The organism is Bacteroides sp. HMSC067B03, assembly GCF_001811315.1.
GTDB classification, from domain to species: Bacteria; Bacteroidota; Bacteroidia; order Bacteroidales; family Bacteroidaceae; genus Bacteroides; species Bacteroides faecis.
In genome coordinates this window covers 173144-194575 of record NZ_KV804301.1, presented here as the reverse complement: position 1 = coordinate 194575, position 21432 = coordinate 173144, and the positions used below count along the sequence as shown (strand labels likewise).

General features: G+C 44.8%; 16 protein-coding genes and 2 pseudogenes. 12 read left to right on the top strand and 6 right to left on the bottom strand.

The window, feature by feature from the left end:
- Window positions 1-320 precede the first annotated feature (320 nt).
- A complete protein-coding gene (locus HMPREF2794_RS28845; protein ID WP_010537820.1) occupies window positions 321-857 on the top strand; it encodes an HU family DNA-binding protein in 537 nt (178 codons plus the stop codon).
- A 157-nt stretch (window positions 858-1014) separates the two neighbouring features.
- Window positions 1015-1458: an N-acetylmuramoyl-L-alanine amidase gene (locus HMPREF2794_RS06465; protein WP_008763470.1), complete on the top strand. Its 444-nt coding sequence runs from the start codon at window positions 1015-1017 to the stop codon at window positions 1456-1458.
- An 8-nt stretch (window positions 1459-1466) separates the two neighbouring features.
- Here the strand turns inward: HMPREF2794_RS06465 and HMPREF2794_RS06460 are convergent, their stop codons facing one another.
- The 6 genes from HMPREF2794_RS06460 to HMPREF2794_RS06435 all read right to left on the bottom strand — a co-directional run bounded on the left by HMPREF2794_RS06460 (window position 1467) and on the right by HMPREF2794_RS06435 (window position 9498).
- Entirely contained in the window at window positions 1467-2654 is a 1188-nt protein-coding gene (locus HMPREF2794_RS06460; RefSeq protein WP_070751180.1) for a glycosyltransferase family 2 protein, read from the bottom strand.
- A gap of 19 nt (window positions 2655-2673) precedes the next feature.
- Window positions 2674-3573: a glycosyltransferase family 2 protein gene (locus tag HMPREF2794_RS06455; RefSeq protein ID WP_070751179.1), complete on the bottom strand. Its 900-nt coding sequence runs from the start codon at window positions 3571-3573 to the stop codon at window positions 2674-2676.
- 3 nt (window positions 3574-3576) lie between these two features.
- A complete protein-coding gene (locus HMPREF2794_RS06450) occupies window positions 3577-5064 on the bottom strand; it encodes an O-antigen ligase family protein (RefSeq protein ID WP_192915351.1) in 1488 nt (495 codons plus the stop codon).
- Window positions 5048-7276 carry a GumC family protein gene (locus HMPREF2794_RS06445; protein ID WP_070751178.1) on the bottom strand — a complete coding sequence of 743 codons (2229 nt, stop codon included), beginning with the start codon at window positions 7274-7276 and terminating at the stop codon, window positions 5048-5050. Before HMPREF2794_RS06445 ends, HMPREF2794_RS06450 begins: the two co-directional genes overlap by 17 nt.
- 10 nt (window positions 7277-7286) lie before the next feature.
- Entirely contained in the window at window positions 7287-8036 is a 750-nt protein-coding gene (locus HMPREF2794_RS06440; RefSeq protein WP_010537826.1) for a TolC family protein, read from the bottom strand.
- 127 nt (window positions 8037-8163) lie between these two features.
- Window positions 8164-9498, bottom strand: a complete 1335-nt coding sequence (locus HMPREF2794_RS06435) for a BamA/TamA family outer membrane protein (RefSeq protein ID WP_070751177.1) — start codon at window positions 9496-9498, stop codon at window positions 8164-8166.
- A gap of 174 nt (window positions 9499-9672) precedes the next feature.
- Between HMPREF2794_RS06435 and HMPREF2794_RS06430 the strand changes: the two genes are divergently transcribed.
- From HMPREF2794_RS06430 to HMPREF2794_RS06385, 10 genes and pseudogenes are all read left to right on the top strand, one after another.
- Window positions 9673-11073, top strand: coding sequence for a C1 family peptidase (locus HMPREF2794_RS06430; RefSeq protein WP_070751176.1), 1401 nt, complete (start codon window positions 9673-9675; stop codon window positions 11071-11073).
- 67 nt (window positions 11074-11140) lie between these two features.
- A pseudogene (locus tag HMPREF2794_RS06425) lies at window positions 11141-12611 on the top strand (Na(+)-translocating NADH-quinone reductase subunit A).
- Between the two features lie 49 nt (window positions 12612-12660).
- A complete protein-coding gene (locus HMPREF2794_RS06420) occupies window positions 12661-13833 on the top strand; it encodes an NADH:ubiquinone reductase (Na(+)-transporting) subunit B (RefSeq protein ID WP_010537830.1) in 1173 nt (390 codons plus the stop codon).
- Window positions 13834-13845: 12 nt separating this feature from the next.
- Window positions 13846-14520 (top strand): Na(+)-translocating NADH-quinone reductase subunit C, encoded by a 675-nt coding sequence (locus HMPREF2794_RS06415; protein WP_055270078.1) that lies wholly within the window; start codon window positions 13846-13848, stop codon window positions 14518-14520.
- 21 nt (window positions 14521-14541) lie between these two features.
- Window positions 14542-15183: an NADH:ubiquinone reductase (Na(+)-transporting) subunit D gene (locus HMPREF2794_RS06410; RefSeq protein ID WP_010537832.1), complete on the top strand. Its 642-nt coding sequence runs from the start codon at window positions 14542-14544 to the stop codon at window positions 15181-15183.
- Window positions 15184-15323: 140 nt separating this feature from the next.
- Entirely contained in the window at window positions 15324-15950 is a 627-nt protein-coding gene (gene nqrE / locus HMPREF2794_RS06405; RefSeq protein WP_010537833.1) for an NADH:ubiquinone reductase (Na(+)-transporting) subunit E, read from the top strand.
- 18 nt (window positions 15951-15968) lie between these two features.
- Window positions 15969-17243, top strand: coding sequence for an NADH:ubiquinone reductase (Na(+)-transporting) subunit F (gene nqrF, locus HMPREF2794_RS06400; protein WP_070751175.1), 1275 nt, complete (start codon window positions 15969-15971; stop codon window positions 17241-17243).
- Window positions 17244-17634: 391 nt separating this feature from the next.
- Complete coding sequence (locus HMPREF2794_RS06395; RefSeq protein ID WP_070751174.1) at window positions 17635-18969, top strand: DEAD/DEAH box helicase; 1335 nt, start codon at window positions 17635-17637, stop codon at window positions 18967-18969.
- Between the two features lie 299 nt (window positions 18970-19268).
- A pseudogene (gene serC, locus HMPREF2794_RS06390) lies at window positions 19269-20337 on the top strand (3-phosphoserine/phosphohydroxythreonine transaminase).
- A gap of 115 nt (window positions 20338-20452) precedes the next feature.
- Window positions 20453-21373, top strand: a complete 921-nt coding sequence (locus HMPREF2794_RS06385; protein ID WP_010537837.1) for an NAD(P)-dependent oxidoreductase — start codon at window positions 20453-20455, stop codon at window positions 21371-21373.
- The last annotated feature ends 59 nt before the right edge of the window (window positions 21374-21432 follow it).

Here is a 21432-nt window from a genome sequence, read left to right as displayed (position 1 = left end):
ATCCTCAATTTATAATTTTGTTCATTTCCGTACAAAAAATAATCTGAAAACAACCGGGTTTTCGAACTGATCCGGTATTCGGGGTTGGTTGGGAGCTTTTCAGCTTTTATCTGCTTTATGGTTACTTTGTATTCGCTTTTAGTATGCTTTCAATCAGTTTCTGATTCACTTTATTCTGCTTTTATCCGTCTTAATCCGTTTTATCCCGTCATAGTCCGGCGCAATCCGTCATAATCCGGGAAGTCACCGGTGCGCTGCCGTATCTTTGTTTCACCAACAGAAAGGGAGAATGTCCTTCTTTTCTTTAATACAAATTCAGTATGGCAACAGTGTCTGTGGTGCGCTATCAGCGCAGAAAAAAGATTGGTGATGACAAATCGCCGATGGTGTATGTGCTCAAACCCAAGCCGGGGGAATCGAAACTTTATTCTATCGGGTCGCTGGCGCGTGAGATCGAGTCGATCGGTTCGCTTTCGGTGGAGGATGTGGAGCACGTGATGCAATCCTTTGTCCGCTCGATGAAGAAGGTGCTCGTAGCGGGGAATAAGGTGAAGGTTGACGGTTTGGGGATTTTCTATACCACGCTTACTTGTCCCGGCGTGGAACAGGAAAAGGACTGTACGGTGAGGAATATTACTCGTGTCAACCTTCGTTTCAAGGTCGATAATTCTCTGCGGCTTGCCAACGACAGCACGGCCACCACACGTGGCGGGGACAATAACATGGTCTTCGAACTCATCTCCAAGAATGCGCCGGCTTCGGGAGGCAACGGGGATGGCGGAGGCTCCGGTAGTGGCGGCGGCAGCGGCTCCGGTGGCGATGGAGGGGAAGAGGAAGCTCCCGATCCTACCGTTTAGTCCGGTAAGTATATCAGCATCATTAATGCGTGATACCTGTAAATGAATAACCTGTAAAAATAAAAAGTTATGATTGACAAGATTTTGGAGATTGCATTGGAAATCCTGCTTTTCTTCCGCAGGAAGAGAAAAGGAAAACGAACGAAAGGGCAGGTCGATGAGGAAGATTGACCTGATTGTGATCCACTGTTCCGCCTCTAGGGCGGACAGGGATTTCACGGAAACAGACCTTGAAGTGTGCCACCGCCGGCGGGGATTTAACGGGATCGGCTACCACTTTTATATCCGGAAAAATGGCGACATCAAGACTACCCGCCCCATTGAACGGATAGGAGCTCATGCGAAAGGATTCAACCGGACAAGTATCGGCATTTGCTATGAGGGCGGACTTGACTGTCACGGGCGGCCTGCCGATACCCGTACCGAATGGCAGGTACACTCGATGCATGTGCTTGTGCTTACGTTGTTGCGTGATTATCCCGGTTGCCGGGTGTGCGGGCATCGTGATCTGAGCCCTGATCTGAACGGGAACGGGGAGATCGAGCCGGAGGAATGGGTGAAGGCTTGTCCGTGCTTTGATGCGGAGGAGGAGTGGGCTTGACGAAGGCCTTATTCTTCTCCGTGCTCAGTATGAATAAACTTTTTGTTTGCTCCTTTCAGTCGGAACATATTGGCTATCATTGCCAGTGCCAGTGCCGGAATTTGCAGGATTGCTTTTCCTAATTTCCGGTTCAGCAACTTTCCCGGCACAGGTATGATCATGGCGGCAACTTGGGCGGCTGATAGTATCCACCATTTGATGGCCGTATACCACTCGTTTTCTCCGCTTTGCAGACTCATTAGTAAGCCGATTGCGGTAAAGAGTAAAGTGAAACCGAAAACTCCCACCAGTTGTATCAGACGGGGAGGCAGCATCCATTGAAGAATCTTGTCGCAGTAGTCGATATTTCCCTGAATCAGTGCTTTCGGGAAATCGGGCAAGGAAGCCCGCAATGCACCGTATTGTGCTGCAATCCATCGTTTACGCTGATTTTTGATACCTTCTTTTTTCTGTGTCTTTTCATCGTATACGGGCAGTTGTTCCAGATACTCGATATGAATGCGTTGTTTTAGCAGCAGGGCTTCCAGCTCCTTGTCTTCGCCCGATGTTTGCAGATGTCCTACATTTCGGCGGAACCAATGAACGTCGAATGCCATTCCGGAACCGGCTAATCCGGCTGACAATCCTATCGCGTTGTGCCCGCTGCGGAAGAATCCGTTGTTTATTTCTTCGCTGATCGCATCCAGAACAGCGATGTCTGTATTCATGTTTTTTCCTGTGCGGTGGGCTTGTACAGCATGCAGGCCGGAGTCAAAAGCACGGTTGATTTCTGCGAGGAAATTGGGTGTCGTTACATTGTCGGCATCCATGACCACTACTACGTCATAAGATTCGTTGGCAGTGACGTTCATGGCCAGCGTAAGGGCTTTGGCTTTGGAACTGTTGGTATAGCCGGCTACTTGCAAACAGACGGGGAGTGCTTGTAGGGCGGCATTCGTGTCCGGCTGCATCTGATCGGAAATGACAAGAACGTCGTACATTTCTTTGGGGTATTCCTGCTTGAGGAAACTACGGATGGTGGAGACGATCACCCTGTCTTCCTTGTATGCAGGGAAGAGTACAAGAAAACGACGCTGGATACGTGCTTCGGAAAGTTTTTGCGGACGATAGAATTTGGAAGCAATGGCGTAGAACAGCAGATAACCGACACAAAGTGCCAGGAGAATAAAGAGAATCCAGTCAATAAAGGTATACATGGTCTTTCATTTTTAAGGGTTATCGGATAGGAGAGGTGACAGAAAAGCTTCTGACAACACCTTTCCATACTGTGGCAAATAAATCGAAACGACCTTTCAGGGCAAACTGAAGGCTGTTTTTTCCGGCAGCTATGGTAGATTGATAAAGAATGGAGAGCAGCCGCTGAGCACCTTTCCGGTTGCGGCGGGTGTAGAGCAAACGGTTGCGCGTCATGTAGAAAGTACGTAGCTTGCTGAACTGTCCGGTGCTCTGGCTTTCTTTGTGGAAGACGGTGCAACGAGGCTCATACCATAGTTCGTAACCGGCATTTGTCATCTGTGTACACCAGTCCATTTCTTCATAATACAGGAAGAATATTTCCGGCATTTCTCCTACTTTCTCAATGACTTCACGTTTTACCATGAGTGCCGCCCCATGCAGGTAGGGGGTCGTGTGCGGGGTGTCGAACGTGCCGTCGTCCGGACAGCCGAAACCTGTCATTTCGTTGCGTATAGTGATTGCCGACAGGGGGGTGAATCCGGCAAACTGTATGTTTTGCGGAGGAAAGGCAAAGCGTATCTTCGGAGAGACGGCTCCGATGTTTTTCTGACTTTCCAGCCGCTCTGTCAGGTAGTGGAATCCGTCTGATTCAACATAAGTGTCATTGTTTATCAGAAAGATATAGGCTCCTTTGGCTACTCTGATTCCCAGATTGTTTCCGCCGGAGAAGCCTAGGTTCGACTCGCTCCGCAGGGTGACTATATCGGAATATAGCTCCTTGATTCTGGTCGCTTCGTCTTCGCGCGAAGCATTGTCTACGACGATGATTTCATAGCTCACGGAATGTACATGTGTTTGCAGCGATTCTATTAATTCGCAAGTGTCTTTAAAGCCGTTGTAGCAAACTGTGATAAAGGAGACTTGAGGTTCGTTCATCATAATCTATTGTTCGTTTTTCAGTTCTGTTTCTTTACTTTGCTGCATCCGCTTGTCAATGTACGGTCCTGCGAAGCAGAGGGCAAAGGCTGTGTATATGGGGATGGAGTTGGGATATTGCATCACGTCGTTGGCATAGGCTGCCAGATAGAATCCGGCAGCGGTACAGAGCCAGGCAGTAAGTAAGCCTCGCAGGCGTTTGTTCATGATCTTGAACATCAGTATCCATCCGCACCATGCAAAAAGGACTCCGTGAACAGCCAGGTAGAGAACTAGACCGATGATTCCGGTTTCTACCCATACTGAGACTAACCAGGAATCCGGTGGATAGGGCATACGTTCTTTGGGATAGAAACGGTCGCCTTTGGACAACCCTATCCCATATCCAAAAGGCTTGTGAATCATCAATTCTCTCATTTTCTTTCGATTGTCTACACGTAATTGATAGGAAGCGTCTTGGCTAGGATGAAATGCAGAACGCATCTTGCGGATATATTGATTGTCATCTCCTATATTGGTACATACGAAAAACAAGAATAACAAGGCAAGAACTGAAATACCTGTAATACATGCTTTGCGATTGCGTGAAAGAATAATGAAACTCCCTAAAGCACCGATAGGCAGAGCTATCGCAGCCCGTGTTCCAGAAATTCCCATTCCGTAAATGGCGGCAATAATGACAAGTATAAAATAGATTTTCAGCCATACACCTTTTATATAAAAAAGTGAAATTCCAAAAAGTGAAATACCCATAGCCATGTGTACGCCGAAGTTCGCTGCATCACTGAAGAATGAGAAATAACGAATACCGGACCAAATAATATGAGTTCTTGCTCCTCCCAAAACGTATAAAAAATACTGCTCACGTTCATTAAAACCACAGTTTTTTTGCCAATATCCTTTGGCTGCTGCCAAGAGGATGAAAAGAGACCATATAATTAGAAGCCACTGAATCCCCTTGATGTTACGGATTGCTAACGGTACGATGACAGCACATACAATAGGATATATGAGATAATGGGTGATGGAGATATTCCATGCTGCCTGAACATTGTTCGGATTAGCTATCTCTAATATGCAATAAACTCCCCATATCAGAAAAAGCATAAGCATACCATTACGACTTTCCGACCAGTCAATTTTTTCATGCATTCCGTACGCAAAGAGCAAAACAACGGCAAACAATGTACACATTAATGTTGCTACTCCCAATGGTATGTCTGTCACTGCATAAGCTGCTACCAGCAGGAATTGGAGAATGAAAAGTGTATAGAAACTTTGCTTTGAATATTTGATAATCAATAAGAGAATAACTGTCATTAAAGGCAATGAACTAATCGTCAGAAAGAAAGGAAGGGAAGTACGAAAGAACATTTTGTATAATATATACAATCCTCCTGCCAATAGCAAATGTACCCATCCTTTATTGGCAAAATAGTTACCGGCTACTGTTAAGTATTGACTGTATTTTCCTTTATCATTCGTCATCTTCATCTCCTGATGTTGCCGGCTGCTTCTCTCTTTTTGTGAACGTGAATATACTTTCTGTCAATGCCAATTGTGACAGTCGGTATACTATTTTCCTCCAAAGTGTATAGGGTGGAAGCATACCAGTGTAGTCTTCAACCACATTGCGGGATGCGTGTGTCAAGTAAACATAAAGTGGAGTTTTACCTACTTGTTGACTTAGCTTTTCTGACAAGAGCTTATCGGTCTCTTTCCAACCACGGTCAGCACGGGCTACGAGTATATTTAGATTAGCTTCTTGTAGTAATTCCAGCGATATGCTAGCTTCCCGCAGATTGGGATATTCAACGATGAGAATATCTTCTTCCTCTGATGTGTATAGATCGGTAATGCTTTTGGCCAGGTTGTATTCTCGTGAATCAATTCTGAAGTCTGACTTCCATGTTATTACTTTTGTTTTAAGTCCGATACTGTTCCAGTATTTTTTTAGGGCTTCGATCACATAACTTTTGCCTTCCCCGCCTTCTGTGCTAATAAAATTGATAATGTAGGGCAATCCTTCTTTCTTTTGCTGACAGAAACGAAGGATACTATTGCTTAACTGTTTTGTAGCTATACTTTTTGATTCTTCAACATAATTGTGATACTCTAAAATAGAGTCTTTTGGAAAGGCGCCTAACATCGGAAGTCCAATCAAACGACGTGTACGAATAGAATCGCGTAGAGTACGGTCTAATAATTCAAGAATTAAGAAGAACCCCAAAATAAATAGGAAGGTACCGGCACACGCTGCCATCACCATTTTTTTCAAAGGAGTGGGCATGGCACTGATCGGATATGCCGGAGCATTTAATACTTTTAATGCAGCGGAGGTCATTTCCAAATTTTTTCTACGCATGAGGGCATCATTATAGCTTTTCAATACAGACAAGTAATTTTGCTCTATAAAAGTTATGTTACGCTCTTGACGTTTGATAGTGGAACCTACTGGTGCAAACTGTCTGTATTTCTCGTTGAGGTCTATACGGCTTTGCTGTATAATTTGTAAGTCTGATTTGGCTTTTTCGTATTGCATGGTTACTTCAAGCCACTGTTCTATGATGTTCTCTTTAGCTATTCCTTCTTTGGTATATTTGTTCTCTACATATTTATTTGAAAGCTCGGAAAGCTCCTTGCGTGTTTGATTTAAGCGATTCTTATATTCCTGTAATGAGGCTTCTTGATTCTGATGATCACTTGAAATTGTTTCCATTTCTGAGATTTTTCCTGTAAGCGAAGCGGCTTCATTTAGTTTATCCAAGAACTGAAGATTGTTGATTACATGTTTGGCATTGCTGCCCATTTGCTTTTCTAGTTCGTTTAACATTGCTTTGGCGCTGTTGTATGCAATCAATACGTTTTGTTCACGTAACTCAAACTCTTTGTTGATGGCAGCGATTTCTTTGGTCTCATCGTAATAATTAATAACACGTTTTTCTACGTTATATTGCGTTAGTGAGTCTTCTTTAAGCCGAAGTTCCTTTCCGATGCGTTGAAGTTCGCTTTTAAAATATTCGATAACTTTATCTGTTTCACCATAGCGGATTGCACTGTATTCGTTTACAAATTCTTTGGTCAGGATGTCGATGGTATTATAGGCGATACCCGGATCACTTGCCGTATAACTTATTTCAATCAGATCGCTGGCACCTTTACGCGCTACTCTGATTGCTTTGAGATCATTATAAGAGTAATAGGGCAAATTATAATAGAATACTCCATAGAGATAGTTTGCTTGGGTCGGTCTCAAGTAATTGAAAAAGTTGGCTACCGTTTTATCTTCGCTGTTTTTATCTATTAATGACAGTATTTCTTTCCCGTTCGGACTGTTCTTTAGGTGTTCATATATTCTGTTGTAATTGCTGGCTTTGATGAATTCATTGTCTTCTTTTGGATTACCTTTGATCAGACTTCGGGCATATAATCGGATAGATACCCGTTTGAGTGTACTTTCAGCCTTGATAATGTTCATTAGGTTATCCATAGCGTTCTGAGTTGTCGCCCAATCCACTTTGTTATTTCCACCTTCTAGATTGTAGCCGGAAGCAGCACCAGTGTAGAGGGTTGCCTCTACGTTATATGTTTTGCCTATCATGCGTTTCCCAAAATAGTAAACAGCAAATGTTATAATGGCTGTTCCAATAAGTAACCACCAACGGATACGATATAGGAATCTGCTGATATAAAGGATGTATTCCATAAATGTATGTTTATTTGTTTCTTAAAATGGGAGTGTGGGTGACTAACTCAAGTATCATTAAACTCTTGCTTAGCTCGAATTTGCTGTTTTCGAATTTCTCTTGTGCGTCAGATTGGCGAGATTTTTCAGATGATAAAGTTCCCGAATCAATAGCTCCATTCGAGAAATCCTTTTCAGCTATACTATATTGTACATTAGCAAGCATGAGGGCTTCGGCATTAAGTTTAAGAATGTTTAATTGGGAGGTCGCAGTTGCGTATAGAAGGATAATTTCCTTTTTCATTTCCTCAAACTTAACTTCTCTTTCAAGTTGGGCGGTACGTACATTCAGTTTTTGGCGTTTTACCCGCGCTGTCAAGTCAAAGAGGCCATCTAAAGGAATATTGACTCCTGCACCTACTGTATATCCGTTCTGTGCCTGTGTTGCATAGGTCAGGTAAGGTGCAATCGCTACATCTGTATAAGTAGACTCGTTGCCGAACATACCATACTGGTAGCTGCCCCGTAAACTGAAAAAGCCTAAGAAGGCACGCTTCTCTTTTGCCAGAAGCTTCCGTTCAATTTGTTCTTTTACTGTAGCTAATTCATAGGTCGGAGCGCTTTTTGCGTTCTCGAAAAGAAGATCCAGCGGTGGGAGTGTAATGCTGGAATAATCACTTGGTTGAAGTTTCGAATAGTCGCTTACCTCCTGCGCAGCTACGCTTCCGATGGAGGCAAACAAACATAGTAATCCTCCGAAGAGGCATTTTTTCTGTTTCATAAATTAACCCTATTATCTGCTTTTGCTGTGTTATAGCAAGCGCAAATATAAGGATTAATTTCATTTATTGATACACTATGCGGTCAATTTTGCAATTTTTCCGGTAAATAGTGTGCAAATGCTGTTTTTAGAATGCTTCCGTCATGTTGAAATAGAACAAATTCTGCTTGTTCACCATATCTCTTCCGAAGTCAAGACGGACGTTCATACGAGGCTGAACTTCAATACGTAAGCCAAGTCCCAGATTAGGAAGTACGCCTTCAATCTTGCCCGGAGTAGGACCCATGAATCCGCATCCTCCCCACGCTACATATCCTACATGGCTCAACATCTTCTTCACCCAATTACTTTTATCTGTATTGATCATCTGGCGGTATTCTGCCATCACCACATGTGAGGACTTGTCGCGAAACTGTCCCATATAGTAACCGCGAAGATCGAAGGGGGTACCGCTGAGTGCGTATTTGGTCAACGGAACATCGCCGAATACATTCTTTGTCTGCACCGTCCATGCCAAGACTCTGCGTCGTCCGAGGGTCTTGTATTGGCGGTAGTCTATCTCCAGACGGTAGAAGTTATCGTCGCTTCCGAAAGCTTTGTTGTACATCATTCCACGAAAATCCAGGTAAGTCCCCCGATAAGCATTGGCGGGAATGTCACGGGTGTCATACGTCAGCAGGAAACCGACTCCGGAACTGAGATTGGAGTAGCCGTGCTCCGTGCCACCGGCAGCAATGTACGATGGTTGCTCTATCATCCCTGCGGCAGGTTTAGTGATCTTGTCATAATTGAAGTCGATCTGCGGACCGGCAAAGAAGTTACTTTTCCCCAAACGGAACAGGAACCAAGGATTCACCTGGACGCCGCTATAACGGTATTCGCTGGTGTCTTCACCGCGCGGATAGTCCTTGTTGGTGCTGTATCCGATGCCGTAGAAGTTTTCCAGTGTGTTCTTATAAGCAAAGACGCCGAAAATACGGAAACGGTCGCCTTTAAAGAAAAGCTGTGGCTTGGTGAACAGGTTCAGACCTCCTTCGAACATCAGGGCGATAGCCATCGGAACAACCGAACGCTGCTGGGTAGTGTCACTCGGGTTCATACGGAAAGTCATCAAGGCGCTACCGCCGATCAGAAATCCGAAATCAGGAGTATAGCTGGGACCACCTAATATATTGTAGTGTAAATTACGTTTCGCTACCCGCTGACGTCGCAATTCTTTTTTGGAAAGGGTGGGAGTGGAGTCTGTCGGGGCAATCTCCCCATCTGTTGAATAAGATTCTTCATGAGCCATAACAACTTCGTTGCTTGTCAGACTTACTTCACTATTTGTAGAAACGACTTCGTTGACAGAAGTTGCAGTCATTTGCAGTTCATCGCTTTTTACTGCTGTGTCAGCTGTTTGGGCCAACGAAATATTGATGAATAGAAACATCATCAATATACCTATTGTATATCTCTTCATATTCTTTCTTGAAATCCGCTGCAAAGGAAACTATTTTATTTCGATTAGTTTTCATTCTCATAGATAATAAATCTAAAAAAGAATCGTATTTTTGCCAATTAATAGTATGTAAAACGGAATTGCATACGGATTACTATTAGCATACAGGCAAAGTTAATTAATAAACGATCTATAATGAATAAACGAATTTTATCAGTTTTTGTTTGCTGTGCCCTTTACTATTCTGCACAGGCACAGGACGCGAAAGGCGGCATCAGCGCTGACATGATGCAGCAAATCAAACAGAGTTATCAAGGCACTTCTACCGACAAGGCTATCCGGAACGCCATCAGCAACAACGACATCCGTAAGCTTGCCCTGAATCAGGACAACATGAAGGGGATGGACACGCATTTTTCTGTCAAAGTGAACTCCAAGGGTATCACCGACCAGAAATCGTCCGGACGTTGCTGGCTCTTCACCGGTCTGAACGTAATGCGTGCCAAAGCCATCGACAAATACAATCTGGGTTCTTTCGAATTCTCGCAAACCTATCCTTTCTTTTTCGATCAGCTGGAAAAGGCCAACCTGTTCCTGCAAGGCATCATCGATACCAGCGACAAGCCGATGAACGATAAAATGGTGGAATGGCTGTTCCGCAATCCGTTGAGCGACGGCGGTACATTCACCGGAGTGGCGGACATCGTAAGCAAATACGGTCTCGTCCCCAAAGACGTGATGCCCGAAACGAACAGCAGCGAAAACACCGCCCGCATGGCGAGTCTGATCGCTCTGAAACTTCGTGAACAAGGCTTGCAGCTCCGTGACATGGCATCGAAAAACGCCAAGCCTGCCGCCATGGAGAAAGCAAAAACAGAAATGTTGAGTACCATCTACCGCATGCTTGTCCTGAACTTGGGTGTACCTCCCACAGAATTCACATGGACGCAATACAATGCCAAAGGCGAGCCTGTAGAAACCGCTACTTACACTCCGCTTTCTTTCCTGAAGAAATACGGTGACGAGAACCTGATAGACAACTACGTGATGCTGATGAACGACCCCAGCCGCGAGTACTACAAATGTTATGAAATAGACTACGACCGCCACCGCTACGACGGCAAGAACTGGACATATGTCAACCTCCCTATAGAGGACATCAAAGAAATGGCGATCGCCTCTCTGAAAGACAGCACCATGATGTACTACTCCTGCGACGTAGGCAAGTTCCTGAACTCTGACCGTGGTCTGCTCGACGTCAAAAACTATGATTACGACTCACTGATGGGCACTACCTTCGGCATGGACAAGAAGCAACGCATCCAAAGCTTCGCCAGCAGCTCCAGCCACGCCATGACCCTCATGGCAGTCGATCTGGACAAAAACGGAAAACCGGCCAAATGGATGGTTGAAAATAGTTGGGGTGCCGGAGCCGGCTATCAGGGACATCTCATCATGACCGACGAATGGTTCAACGAATATACCTTCCGTCTCGTTGTGGAAACAAAATACGTGACTCCGAAAGCACTCGAAGTCTTGAAACAAAAACCGATCCGCCTGCCGGCATGGGATCCAATGTTTGCCGGCGAAGAATAACCAACCGACAAACACGCTGCACAGACTTGTACGCCGCAAGGTCTTCCAGCCTGCTTTATTGAAGAACGTGTGCGAACACAAAAGGAATTACGGATATTTTTCCGTAATTCCTTTCTTTTTTCCTCCCGAATCACATTATTATTTATTACTTTTGCGGCAAATTTTATGAAACCATTATTTTATATAGCATGGCAAATGTAATAAAGTTACGTAAAGGCCTTGACATAAACCTGAAAGGTAAAGCTGCTGAGACGTACACAACAGTGAAAGAGCCGGGATTTTACGCACTCGTACCCGATGATTTTCCTGGAGTGACACCGAAAGTGGTAGTGAAAGAGCAGGAGTATGTGATGGCTGGTGGACCCTTGTTTATTGACAAGTATCATCCTGAAGTGAAATTTGTTTCGCCCGTAAGTGGCGTAGTGACGAGCGTTGAACGTGGTGCTCGCCGCAAGGTATTGAACATCGTGGTGGAAGCTGCAGCTGAGCAGGACTACGAGGAATTTGGTAAGAAGAACGTATCCTCCATGGATGCGGAGGCAGTGAAGTCCGCTTTGTTGGAGGCAGGTCTGTTTGCATTTATCAAGCAACGTCCGTATGACATCATTGCAGATCCGACAGTGACACCGAAAGGCATCTTCGTTTCCGCATTCGATACCAATCCGCTGGCTCCCGACTTCGAATTCGCATTGAAAGGCGAAGAAGCGAACTTCCAGACAGGACTTGATGCCCTCGCCAAACTGGCAAAAACTTACCTGAGTATCAGCGTGAAACAGAAAGCTGCTGCACTGACACAGGCTAAGAACGTTACCATCACCGCTTTTGACGGACCGAACCCTGCCGGCAACGTAGGTGTTCAGATCAACCACCTCGACCCCGTTTCAAAGGGCGAAACAGTGTGGACAATCGATCCGCAAGCCGTTATCTTCATCGGTCGCCTCTTCAATACAGGTCGTGTGAACTTCACTCGTACAGTAGCCGTGACAGGTTCCGAAGTGTTGAAACCTGCTTACTGCAAACTTCAGGTAGGTGCATTGCTGACCAACGTATTTGCCGGAAACGTAACAAAAGATAGAGATTTGCGCTACATCAGCGGTAACGTGCTGAGCGGCAAACAAGTTTCTCCGAACGGATTCCTGGGCGCTTTCCATAGCCAGCTGACTGTAATCCCCGAAGGTGACGACATCCACGAAATGCTCGGATGGATCATGCCACGCTTCAACCAGTTCAGTGCCAATCATTCATATTTCAGTTGGTTGATGGGCAAAAAGGAATACACGCTGGATGCACGTATCAAAGGTGGCGAACGTCACATGATCATGTCTGGCGAATATGACAAAGTGTTCCCGATGGATATCCTGCCCGAATACCTGATTAAAGCAATCATCGCCGGTGACATCGATCGCATGGAAGCGCTGGGTATCTACGAAGTGGCTCCCGAAGACTTCGCACTCTGCGAATTCGTCTGCTCTTCGAAGATGGAACTGCAACGCATCGTCCGTGCCGGACTCGATATGCTGCGTGCTGAAATGGCATAATCCGCATGGCAAATTGTAAATTGTAAATCGTAAAATAGTAAATATATTAATGAAAGCGTTAAGAAATTATCTCGATAAGATAAAGCCGAACTTTGAAGAGGGCGGTAAATTCCACGCATTCCAGTCGGTGTTCGACGGCTTCGAAACATTCCTGTTCGTGCCCAGCAAGACTGCGAAAACGGGAACGCACATACACGACGCGATCGACAGCAAGCGTATTATGTCGATTGTGGTTATTTCGTTAGTACCGGCGTTGCTGTTCGGTATGTACAACGTAGGTTACCAGCATTTCACCCATACAGGTGCTACTGGCAGCTTCATCGAAATGTTTATCTACGGATTCCTGGCTGTATTGCCTAAAATAATCGTATCTTATGTAGTAGGTCTGGGAATTGAGTTCGTTGTAGCTCAATGGAAGAAGGAAGAAATCCAGGAAGGATTCCTCGTTTCCGGTATTCTGATCCCGATGATTGTTCCGGTAGACTGTCCGCTGTGGATTCTTGCCGTAGCTACTGCATTCTCTGTAATTTTTGCAAAAGAAGTATTCGGTGGTACAGGTATGAATGTGTTCAACGTAGCGTTGATCACCCGTGCATTCCTGTTCTTCGCTTATCCTACTAAGATGTCCGGTGATGCTGTTTGGGTATCCGGCGACACGATTTTCGGTATGGGACAGGCAGTAGACGGTCTGACTGTTGCTACTCCGTTGGGACAGGCAGCTACTTCGGGTTCGGTTCCTCCGTTCAGCATGGATATGATCACAGGTCTGATTCCCGGTTCTATCGGTGAAACCAGTGTGATCGCTATCTTGATCGGTGCCGTTATCCTGTTGTGGACAGGCGTTGCAAGCTGGAAAACAATGATTTCCGTATTCGTTGGTGGTGCATTCATGGCTTGGGTATTCAATGCTATCGGCATGGAAAACAATACAATGGCTCAGATGCCTTGGTACGAACACCTTGTACTGGGTGGTTTCTGCTTCGGTGCTGTGTTCATGGCTACCGACCCCGTGACGTCCGCACGTACGGAAAGAGGTAAATACATCTTCGGATTCCTCATCGGTGTGATGGCTATCGTTATCCGCGTGCTGAACCCGGGTTATCCTGAAGGTATGATGCTCGCCATCCTGTTGATGAACATCTTCGCTCCGCTGATTGACTACTGTGTAGTACAGAGCAACATCAGCCGCCGCGAAAAACGCGCTGTTAAGTCTAACCAATAATACCGAATGAAAATGAATACAAATAGTAATAGTTATACTATCATTTATGCTTCGGTAATGGTTGTTATCGTTGCATTCCTGCTGGCATTCGTTAGTTCTTCACTGAAAGCTACACAAGACAAGAATGTGCAGTTGGACACTAAAAAGCAGATTCTTGCCGCATTGAACGTTAAGAATGTGGAAGATGCTGATGCTGAGTATCAGAAATATGTAAAAGGTGATATGCTGATGAACGTAGACGGCACACTGGCTGAAAATACAGACGAGTTTGCTACTAACTACGAGAAAGAAGCCAAAGAACACCAACGTCTGCACGTATTCGTATGTGATGTGGACGGCCAGACTAAATATGTGTTTCCAGTTTACGGTGCCGGTCTTTGGGGCGGTATCTGGGGATATGTTGCCCTGAATGAGGACAAAGACACTGTTTACGGTGTTTACTTCTCACACGCAAGTGAAACTCCGGGGTTGGGTGCGGAAATCGCTACTGAACATTTCCAAAATGAATTTGTGGGCAAAAAGACACTCGAGAATGGTGCTGTTGCCCTGGGTGTTGTAAAGAACGGCAAGGTAGAGAAACCTGATTACCAGGTAGACGGTATCTCTGGTGGTACAATCACTTCGGTGGGTGTGGACGCCATGCTGAAAGCTTGCCTGAATAGTTACATAAGTTTTTTAACTAAATAATAAAGGAGGAGGATAAAGAATATGGGACAACTGTTTTCAAAGAAGAATAAAGAAGTATTCTCTGCTCCGTTGGGAATCGATAATCCGGTAACCGTACAGGTGCTTGGTATCTGTTCTGCACTTGCTGTTACTGCCAAACTGGAGCCTGCTATCGTGATGGGGCTTTCCGTAACGGTTATTACGGCTTTCTCTAACGTGGTTATTTCACTGTTGCGTAAGACGATTCCAAACCGTATCCGTATCATCGTTCAGTTGGTAGTGGTAGCGGCTTTGGTTACCATCGTAAGTGAAATTCTGAAAGCGTTTGCATATGATGTAAGCGTACAGCTCTCGGTATATGTAGGTTTGATTATTACCAACTGTATCCTGATGGGACGTCTGGAAGCATTTGCCATGCAGAACGGTCCTTGGGAATCATTCCTTGACGGTGTTGGTAATGGTTTGGGTTATGCCAAAATTCTGGTGATCGTAGCATTCTTCCGCGAACTGCTTGGTTCGGGAACTCTGCTTGGCTTCAATATCTTGAACTACGAGCCTATCCAGAACATCGGTTATGTGAACAACGGTCTGATGTTGATGCCGCCGATGGCATTGATCATCGTAGCTTGCATTATATGGTATCAGCGTGCACGTCACAAAGAGCTGCAAGAAGAAAGTAATTAATATAAATGAAGAATGGAGAATGATGAATGAAGAATTGTCTGTGCAGTATCTGCTGCCGGGTCATTCGTTTACATCATTCCTGATTTATTAGTATGTGTAACACTCTTAAGTTCTTCATTCTTAATTCTTAATTAAAATATATGGAACATTTATTAAGTTTATTCGTCCGCTCCATCTTTGTGGACAATATGATATTCGCATTCTTCTTGGGTATGTGCTCATACTTGGCTGTATCAAAGAATGTGAAGACTGCTGTAGGACTGGGTATCGCGGTAACTTTTGTGTTACTGGTTACACTTCCGGTGAACTATTTATTGCAAACGAGAGTGCTGGCTGCCAACGCTATTATCGAAGGCGTTGACCTCAGCTTCCTGAGTTTTATTCTTTTCATTGCCGTTATTGCCGGTATCGTGCAATTGGTAGAGATGGTGGTAGAACGTTTCAGCCCGTCGCTGTACGCTTCACTGGGTATCTTCCTGCCGTTGATTGCCGTAAACTGTGCTATCATGGGTGCTTCTTTGTTTATGCAACAACGCATCAACCTGGGTGCAAGCGATCCGAAATACATCGGTGATGTATGGGATGCTCTTTCTTACGCACTCGGTTCGGGTATCGGCTGGCTGCTGGCTATCGTCGGTCTGGCTGCTATCCGTGAGAAAATGGCTTACTCTGATGTACCTGCTCCGCTGAAAGGTCTGGGTATCACATTTATCACTGTAGGTCTGATGGCAATCGCATTTATGTGTTTCTCTGGTTTGAACATCTAAAAAGAAAGGAATAAGACAATGGATATGAATTTAATATTATCAAGCATTGGGGTATTCCTTGTGGTTATTCTGTTGCTTGTTGTTATCTTGCTGGTTGCCAAGAAATTTCTGGTACCGTCAGGTAACGTGAAACTAACGATCAATGGCGAAACAGGACTGGAAGTAGAGTCCGGTTCCACATTGCTTAATACGCTGGCCGTAAACGGTGTATTCCTGTCATCCGCTTGTGGTGGCAAGGGCTCTTGCGGACAGTGCAAATGTCAGGTACTCGAAGGTGGCGGCGAAATCCTGCCTTCTGAAGTTCCTCACTTCAGCCGTAAACAGCAACAAGACCACTGGCGTCTGGGCTGTCAGGTGAAAGTGAAGAGTGACATGGCTATCAAGATTGACGAGTCTGTACTCGGCGTGAAAGAGTGGGAGTGCGAAGTGATCTCCAACAAGAATGTGGCTACATTTATCAAAGAGTTTATCGTGGCATTGCCTAAAGGCGAACACATGGACTTTATCCCGGGTTCTTACGCACAGATCAAGATACCTAAATTCTCAATGGATTACGATAAGGACATTGACAAGAGCCTGATCGGTGACGAATATCTGCCTGCATGGGAAAAATTCGGCTTGATGGGCTTGAAATGTAAGAACGAAGAGGAAACAATCCGCGCTTACTCTATGGCCAACTATCCTGCAGAAGGTGACCGTATCATGCTGACTGTACGTATCGCTACCCCTCCGTTCAAGCCGAAAGAACAAGGTCCCGGATTTATGGATGTAATGCCGGGTATCGCTTCTTCTTATATCTTTACGCTGAAACCGGGTGACAAGGTAATAATGAGTGGTCCTTATGGAGACTTCCATCCGATTCTCGACTCTAACAAGGAAATGATGTGGATCGGTGGTGGTGCCGGTATGGCTCCGTTGCGTGCGCAGATCATGCACTTGACAAAGACACTGCATATCACTGACCGTAAGATGTCTTACTTCTACGGTGCCCGTGCACTGAACGAAGTGTTCTATCTGGAAGACTTCCTGCAAATCGAAAAGGATTTCCCGAACTTCACATTCCATCTGGCACTTGACCGTCCGGACCCTGCTGCTGATGCTGCTGGTGTGAAATATACTCCGGGCTTCGTACACAACGTAATTTATGAAACTTACCTGAAGAATCACGAAGCTCCCGAAGATATCGAATACTACATGTGTGGTCCTGGCCCGATGTCGAAAGCTGTTGAGAAGATGCTCGATGATCTCGGCGTTCCGGCTCAGAACCTGATGTTCGACAACTTCGGCGGATAACAGAGAGAGATTACTCCAAGACCTGTTTCCAGAATAACATGACATCAGTCTATGAAAAGACTGAAATGAAACTTTTGGAGTATATGGCGGGAAATTTGAAAAAGACGATGGTCCTTTTCAGATTTCCCGCCTTCTTTTATAGATGTCGTCTGACCGATTTTATTGCTTCAGTACTTCTTATCAGTTGCCTCGGTGCTTAGTAGCAGTCACCTCGGTGCTTAATGGCAGTTGCCTCGGTGCTTAATGGCAGTCACCTCGGTGCTTAATGGCAGTAGTCACGGGGCTCAGCATTGTTCGGCTCGGTGCCCGGCAGTAGTCAGTTCGGTGCTCAGTAATCCAATAATTTGGCTACATCTTCTATTGAAGAACCTTTTTTTGTATCTTTGTCCCCATGTTAGAGAAAAATGAAATCATACAGTCCGCTCTTCAGAATCTGAAGATTGAATCTTTGAACCCGATGCAGGAAGCTGCACTCGAACAGGGAACGGGTAAGAAAGATGTTATCCTGTTGTCACCGACAGGTTCGGGTAAGACATTGGCATATCTTTTGCCTCTGCTGCTTACACTCAAACCGAATAACGATAGTGTGCAGGTACTGATCCTGGTCCCTTCCCGTGAGCTGGCTTTACAGATAGATACCGTATTCCGGAGTATGGGAACTTCGTGGAAGACTTGTTGCTGCTACGGTGGTCATCCCATTGCCGAAGAAAAGAAAAGCATCGCCGGAAATCACCCTGCTATTATAATAGGTACTCCGGGACGTATTACCGATCATCTGGCCAAAGGAAACTTTGATCCCGAAACCATCGGAACCTTGATTATCGATGAATTTGACAAGTCACTGGAGTTCGGCTTCCATGATGAAATGGCGGAGATTATTGCCCAGCTTCCCGGTTTGAAAAAGCGTGTATTGCTTTCGGCTACTGATGCCGAAGAAATCCCTCAGTTCACAGGGCTGAACCGGACGGTCAAACTGGATTTCCTTCCGGAAACTTCTCACGAGCAAGAGACCCGGTTGAAACTGATGAAGGTGCTTTCTCCTTCCAAAGATAAGATTGATACGCTTTATAATCTGCTTTGTACATTAGGAAGCAGTTCCAGTATTGTGTTCTGTAACCATCGGGATGCAGTGGACCGGGTACATAAGTTGCTGGAAGATAAGAAACTGTCTGCCGAACGTTTTCATGGCGGTATGGAACAGCCGGACCGTGAACGGGCGTTATATAAATTCCGTAACGGTAGCTGCCATGTACTGATCTCTACCGACTTGGCTGCCCGCGGACTTGATATCCCGGAAATAGAGCATATCATCCACTATCATCTGCCGGTGAACGAGGAAGCATTTACACATCGTAACGGACGTACGGCACGCTGGGACGCAACGGGTACATCTTACCTTATTCTTCATGCTGAAGAGAAACTTCCGGAATATATTCCTCAAGACATGGAAACAATGGAGTTGCCCGAAAATCCTGCCCGTCCTCCCAAATCCGTTTGGACTACTATATATATAGGTAAGGGGAAAAAGGAGAAGCTGAGCCGGATGGATATTGCCGGGTTCCTCTATAAGAAAGGTAATCTGACCCGCGAAGATGTAGGGGCGATTGATGTGAAAGAGCATTATGCTTTTGTAGCCGTTCGCCGGGCTAAAGTAAAACAGCTTCTGAACCTCATTCAAGGTGAGAAAATCAAGGGGATGAAGACTATTATCGAAGAAGCCAAGTAGGAGATCTTTCTTTTATTTTTCACTGTGTTTCTTTATAAATATTCATTTAGCAAGCATTTTTCTTTCACTCTATAAGTGATTATTCCCGTCAGGTTATATTTTCACCTTTTATCCCTTGCTTGACATGTATAGATAACAATATGGTGTATATATGTTGTATAAACCAATAAAAAGAAAGAGAAATCTGCTTTAAAACAGTATTTTTATAAGGAAAGATTTGTGCACCGGAAATAAATTCGTAAATTCGCAAGGTCAAAAGACATAAACTAACGAAATGTTAAACCAAAAACAAACTTCAAATGAAAAAGCATAATTTCAATGCAGGACCTTCCATTCTTCCGCGTGAGGTGATAGAGGATACAGCGAAGGCTATTTTAGATTTCAACGGCTCTGGTCTCTCCCTGATGGAAATCAGTCACCGCGCCAAAGACTTCCAACCTGTGGTTGACGAAGCAGAGGCATTATTCAAGGAATTACTCAATATCCCCGAAGGTTATTCGGTACTGTTCCTGGGCGGTGGTGCTAGTATGGAGTTCTGCATGGTACCTTTCAACTTCCTTGAAAAAAAAGGCTGCTTATCTGAATACAGGTGTGTGGGCAAAGAAAGCAATGAAAGAAGCTAAGGGGTTTGGTGAAGTTGTAGAAGTTGCTTCTTCCGCTGAAGCTACATATACTTACATCCCGAAAGATTACACAATTCCTGCTGACGCAGATTATTTTCACATAACCACAAATAACACGATTTACGGTACAGAATTGAAAAAAGACCTTGACTCTCCGGTTCCAATGGTTGCCGATATGTCTTCTGATATTTTCTCACGTCCGATCGATGTTTCTAAATATATCTGTATTTATGGTGGTGCGCAGAAAAATCTGGCTCCTGCCGGTGTTACATTCGTTATCGTGAAGAATGATGCAGTAGGTAAAGTGTCCCGTTACATCCCGTCAATGCTGAACTATCAGACTCATATTGACAACGGTTCTATGTTCAACACTCCTCCGGTAGTGCCTATCTATGCTGCATTGCTGAACTTGCGCTGGATCAAAGCACAGGGTGGTGTGAAAGAAATGGAACGTCGTGCTATCGAAAAGGCTGATATGCTGTACGCTGAAATCGACCGTAACAAAATGTTTGTAGGTACTGCTGCCAAGGAAGACCGTTCACGCATGAACATCTGCTTCGTAATGGCTCCCGAATACAAAGACCTGGAAGCTGACTTCATGAAGTTCGCTACAGAAAAAGGTATGGTAGGTATCAAAGGACACCGTTCAGTGGGTGGTTTCCGTGCTTCTTGCTACAATGCTCTGCCGAAAGAAAGCGTACAGGCTTTGATCGACTGCATGCAGGAATTTGAAAAACTTCATTAATAATATAAACAGAGTCACCACAGATTGCACGGATTTACACTGAAATCTTATTGAATATAGTGTGTAGACCGGTGAAATCTGTGGTGAATCTTTTTTCAAAAGATATAGATTAATTATGAAAGTACTTGTAGCTACTGAAAAACCGTTTGCCAAAGTTGCTGTAGACGGTATCCGTAAAGAAATCGAAGCAGCCGGATATGAGCTTGCTTTGCTGGAGAAATATACCGATAAGGCACAGTTGCTGGACGCAGTGAAAGATGCTAACGCTATCATTATCCGTAGTGATATTATTGATGCAGAAGTGCTGGATGCTGCCAAAGAATTGAAGATTGTAGTTCGTGCAGGTGCAGGATACGATAATGTAGACCTGGCTGCTGCCACTGCTCACAATGTTTGTGTAATGAATACTCCGGGACAGAACTCGAATGCAGTTGCCGAACTGGCTTTAGGGATGATGGTATACGCCGTTCGTAACTTCTATAACGGTACTTCCGGTACAGAATTGATGGGTAAGAAACTGGGTATCCATGCGTACGGAAATGTGGGTCGTAACGTTGCCCGTATAGCTAAAGGCTTCGGAATGGAAGTATATGCTTACGATGCTTTCTGCCCGAAAGAAGTGATTGAGAAAGATGGTGTGAAAGCTCTTGATTCGGCAGAAGAACTGTACAAGACTTGTCAGGTAGTGTCTCTTCATATTCCGGCAACTGCTGAGACGAAGAACTCTATCAATTACGCTTTGCTGAAAGACATGCCGAAAGGTGCTATGCTGGTGAACACTGCCCGTAAGGAAGTGATCAACGAAGCCGAGCTGATCAAATTGATGGAAGAACGTGCTGACTTCAAGTATATGACAGATATCATGCCTGCTGCTAACGCTGAATTTGCAGAGAAGTTTGCCGGACGTTATTTCTCTACTCCGAAGAAGATGGGTGCACAGACTGCCGAAGCAAATATCAATGCTGGTATTGCTGCTGCTCAACAGATTGTCGGTTTCCTGAAAGACGGCTGCGAGAAGTTCAGAGTAAACAAGTAAGTTATATTCTGAATAAAAACACTCTGTTACAGAATGTCTTTTTTAGAAATAAGTAGTAT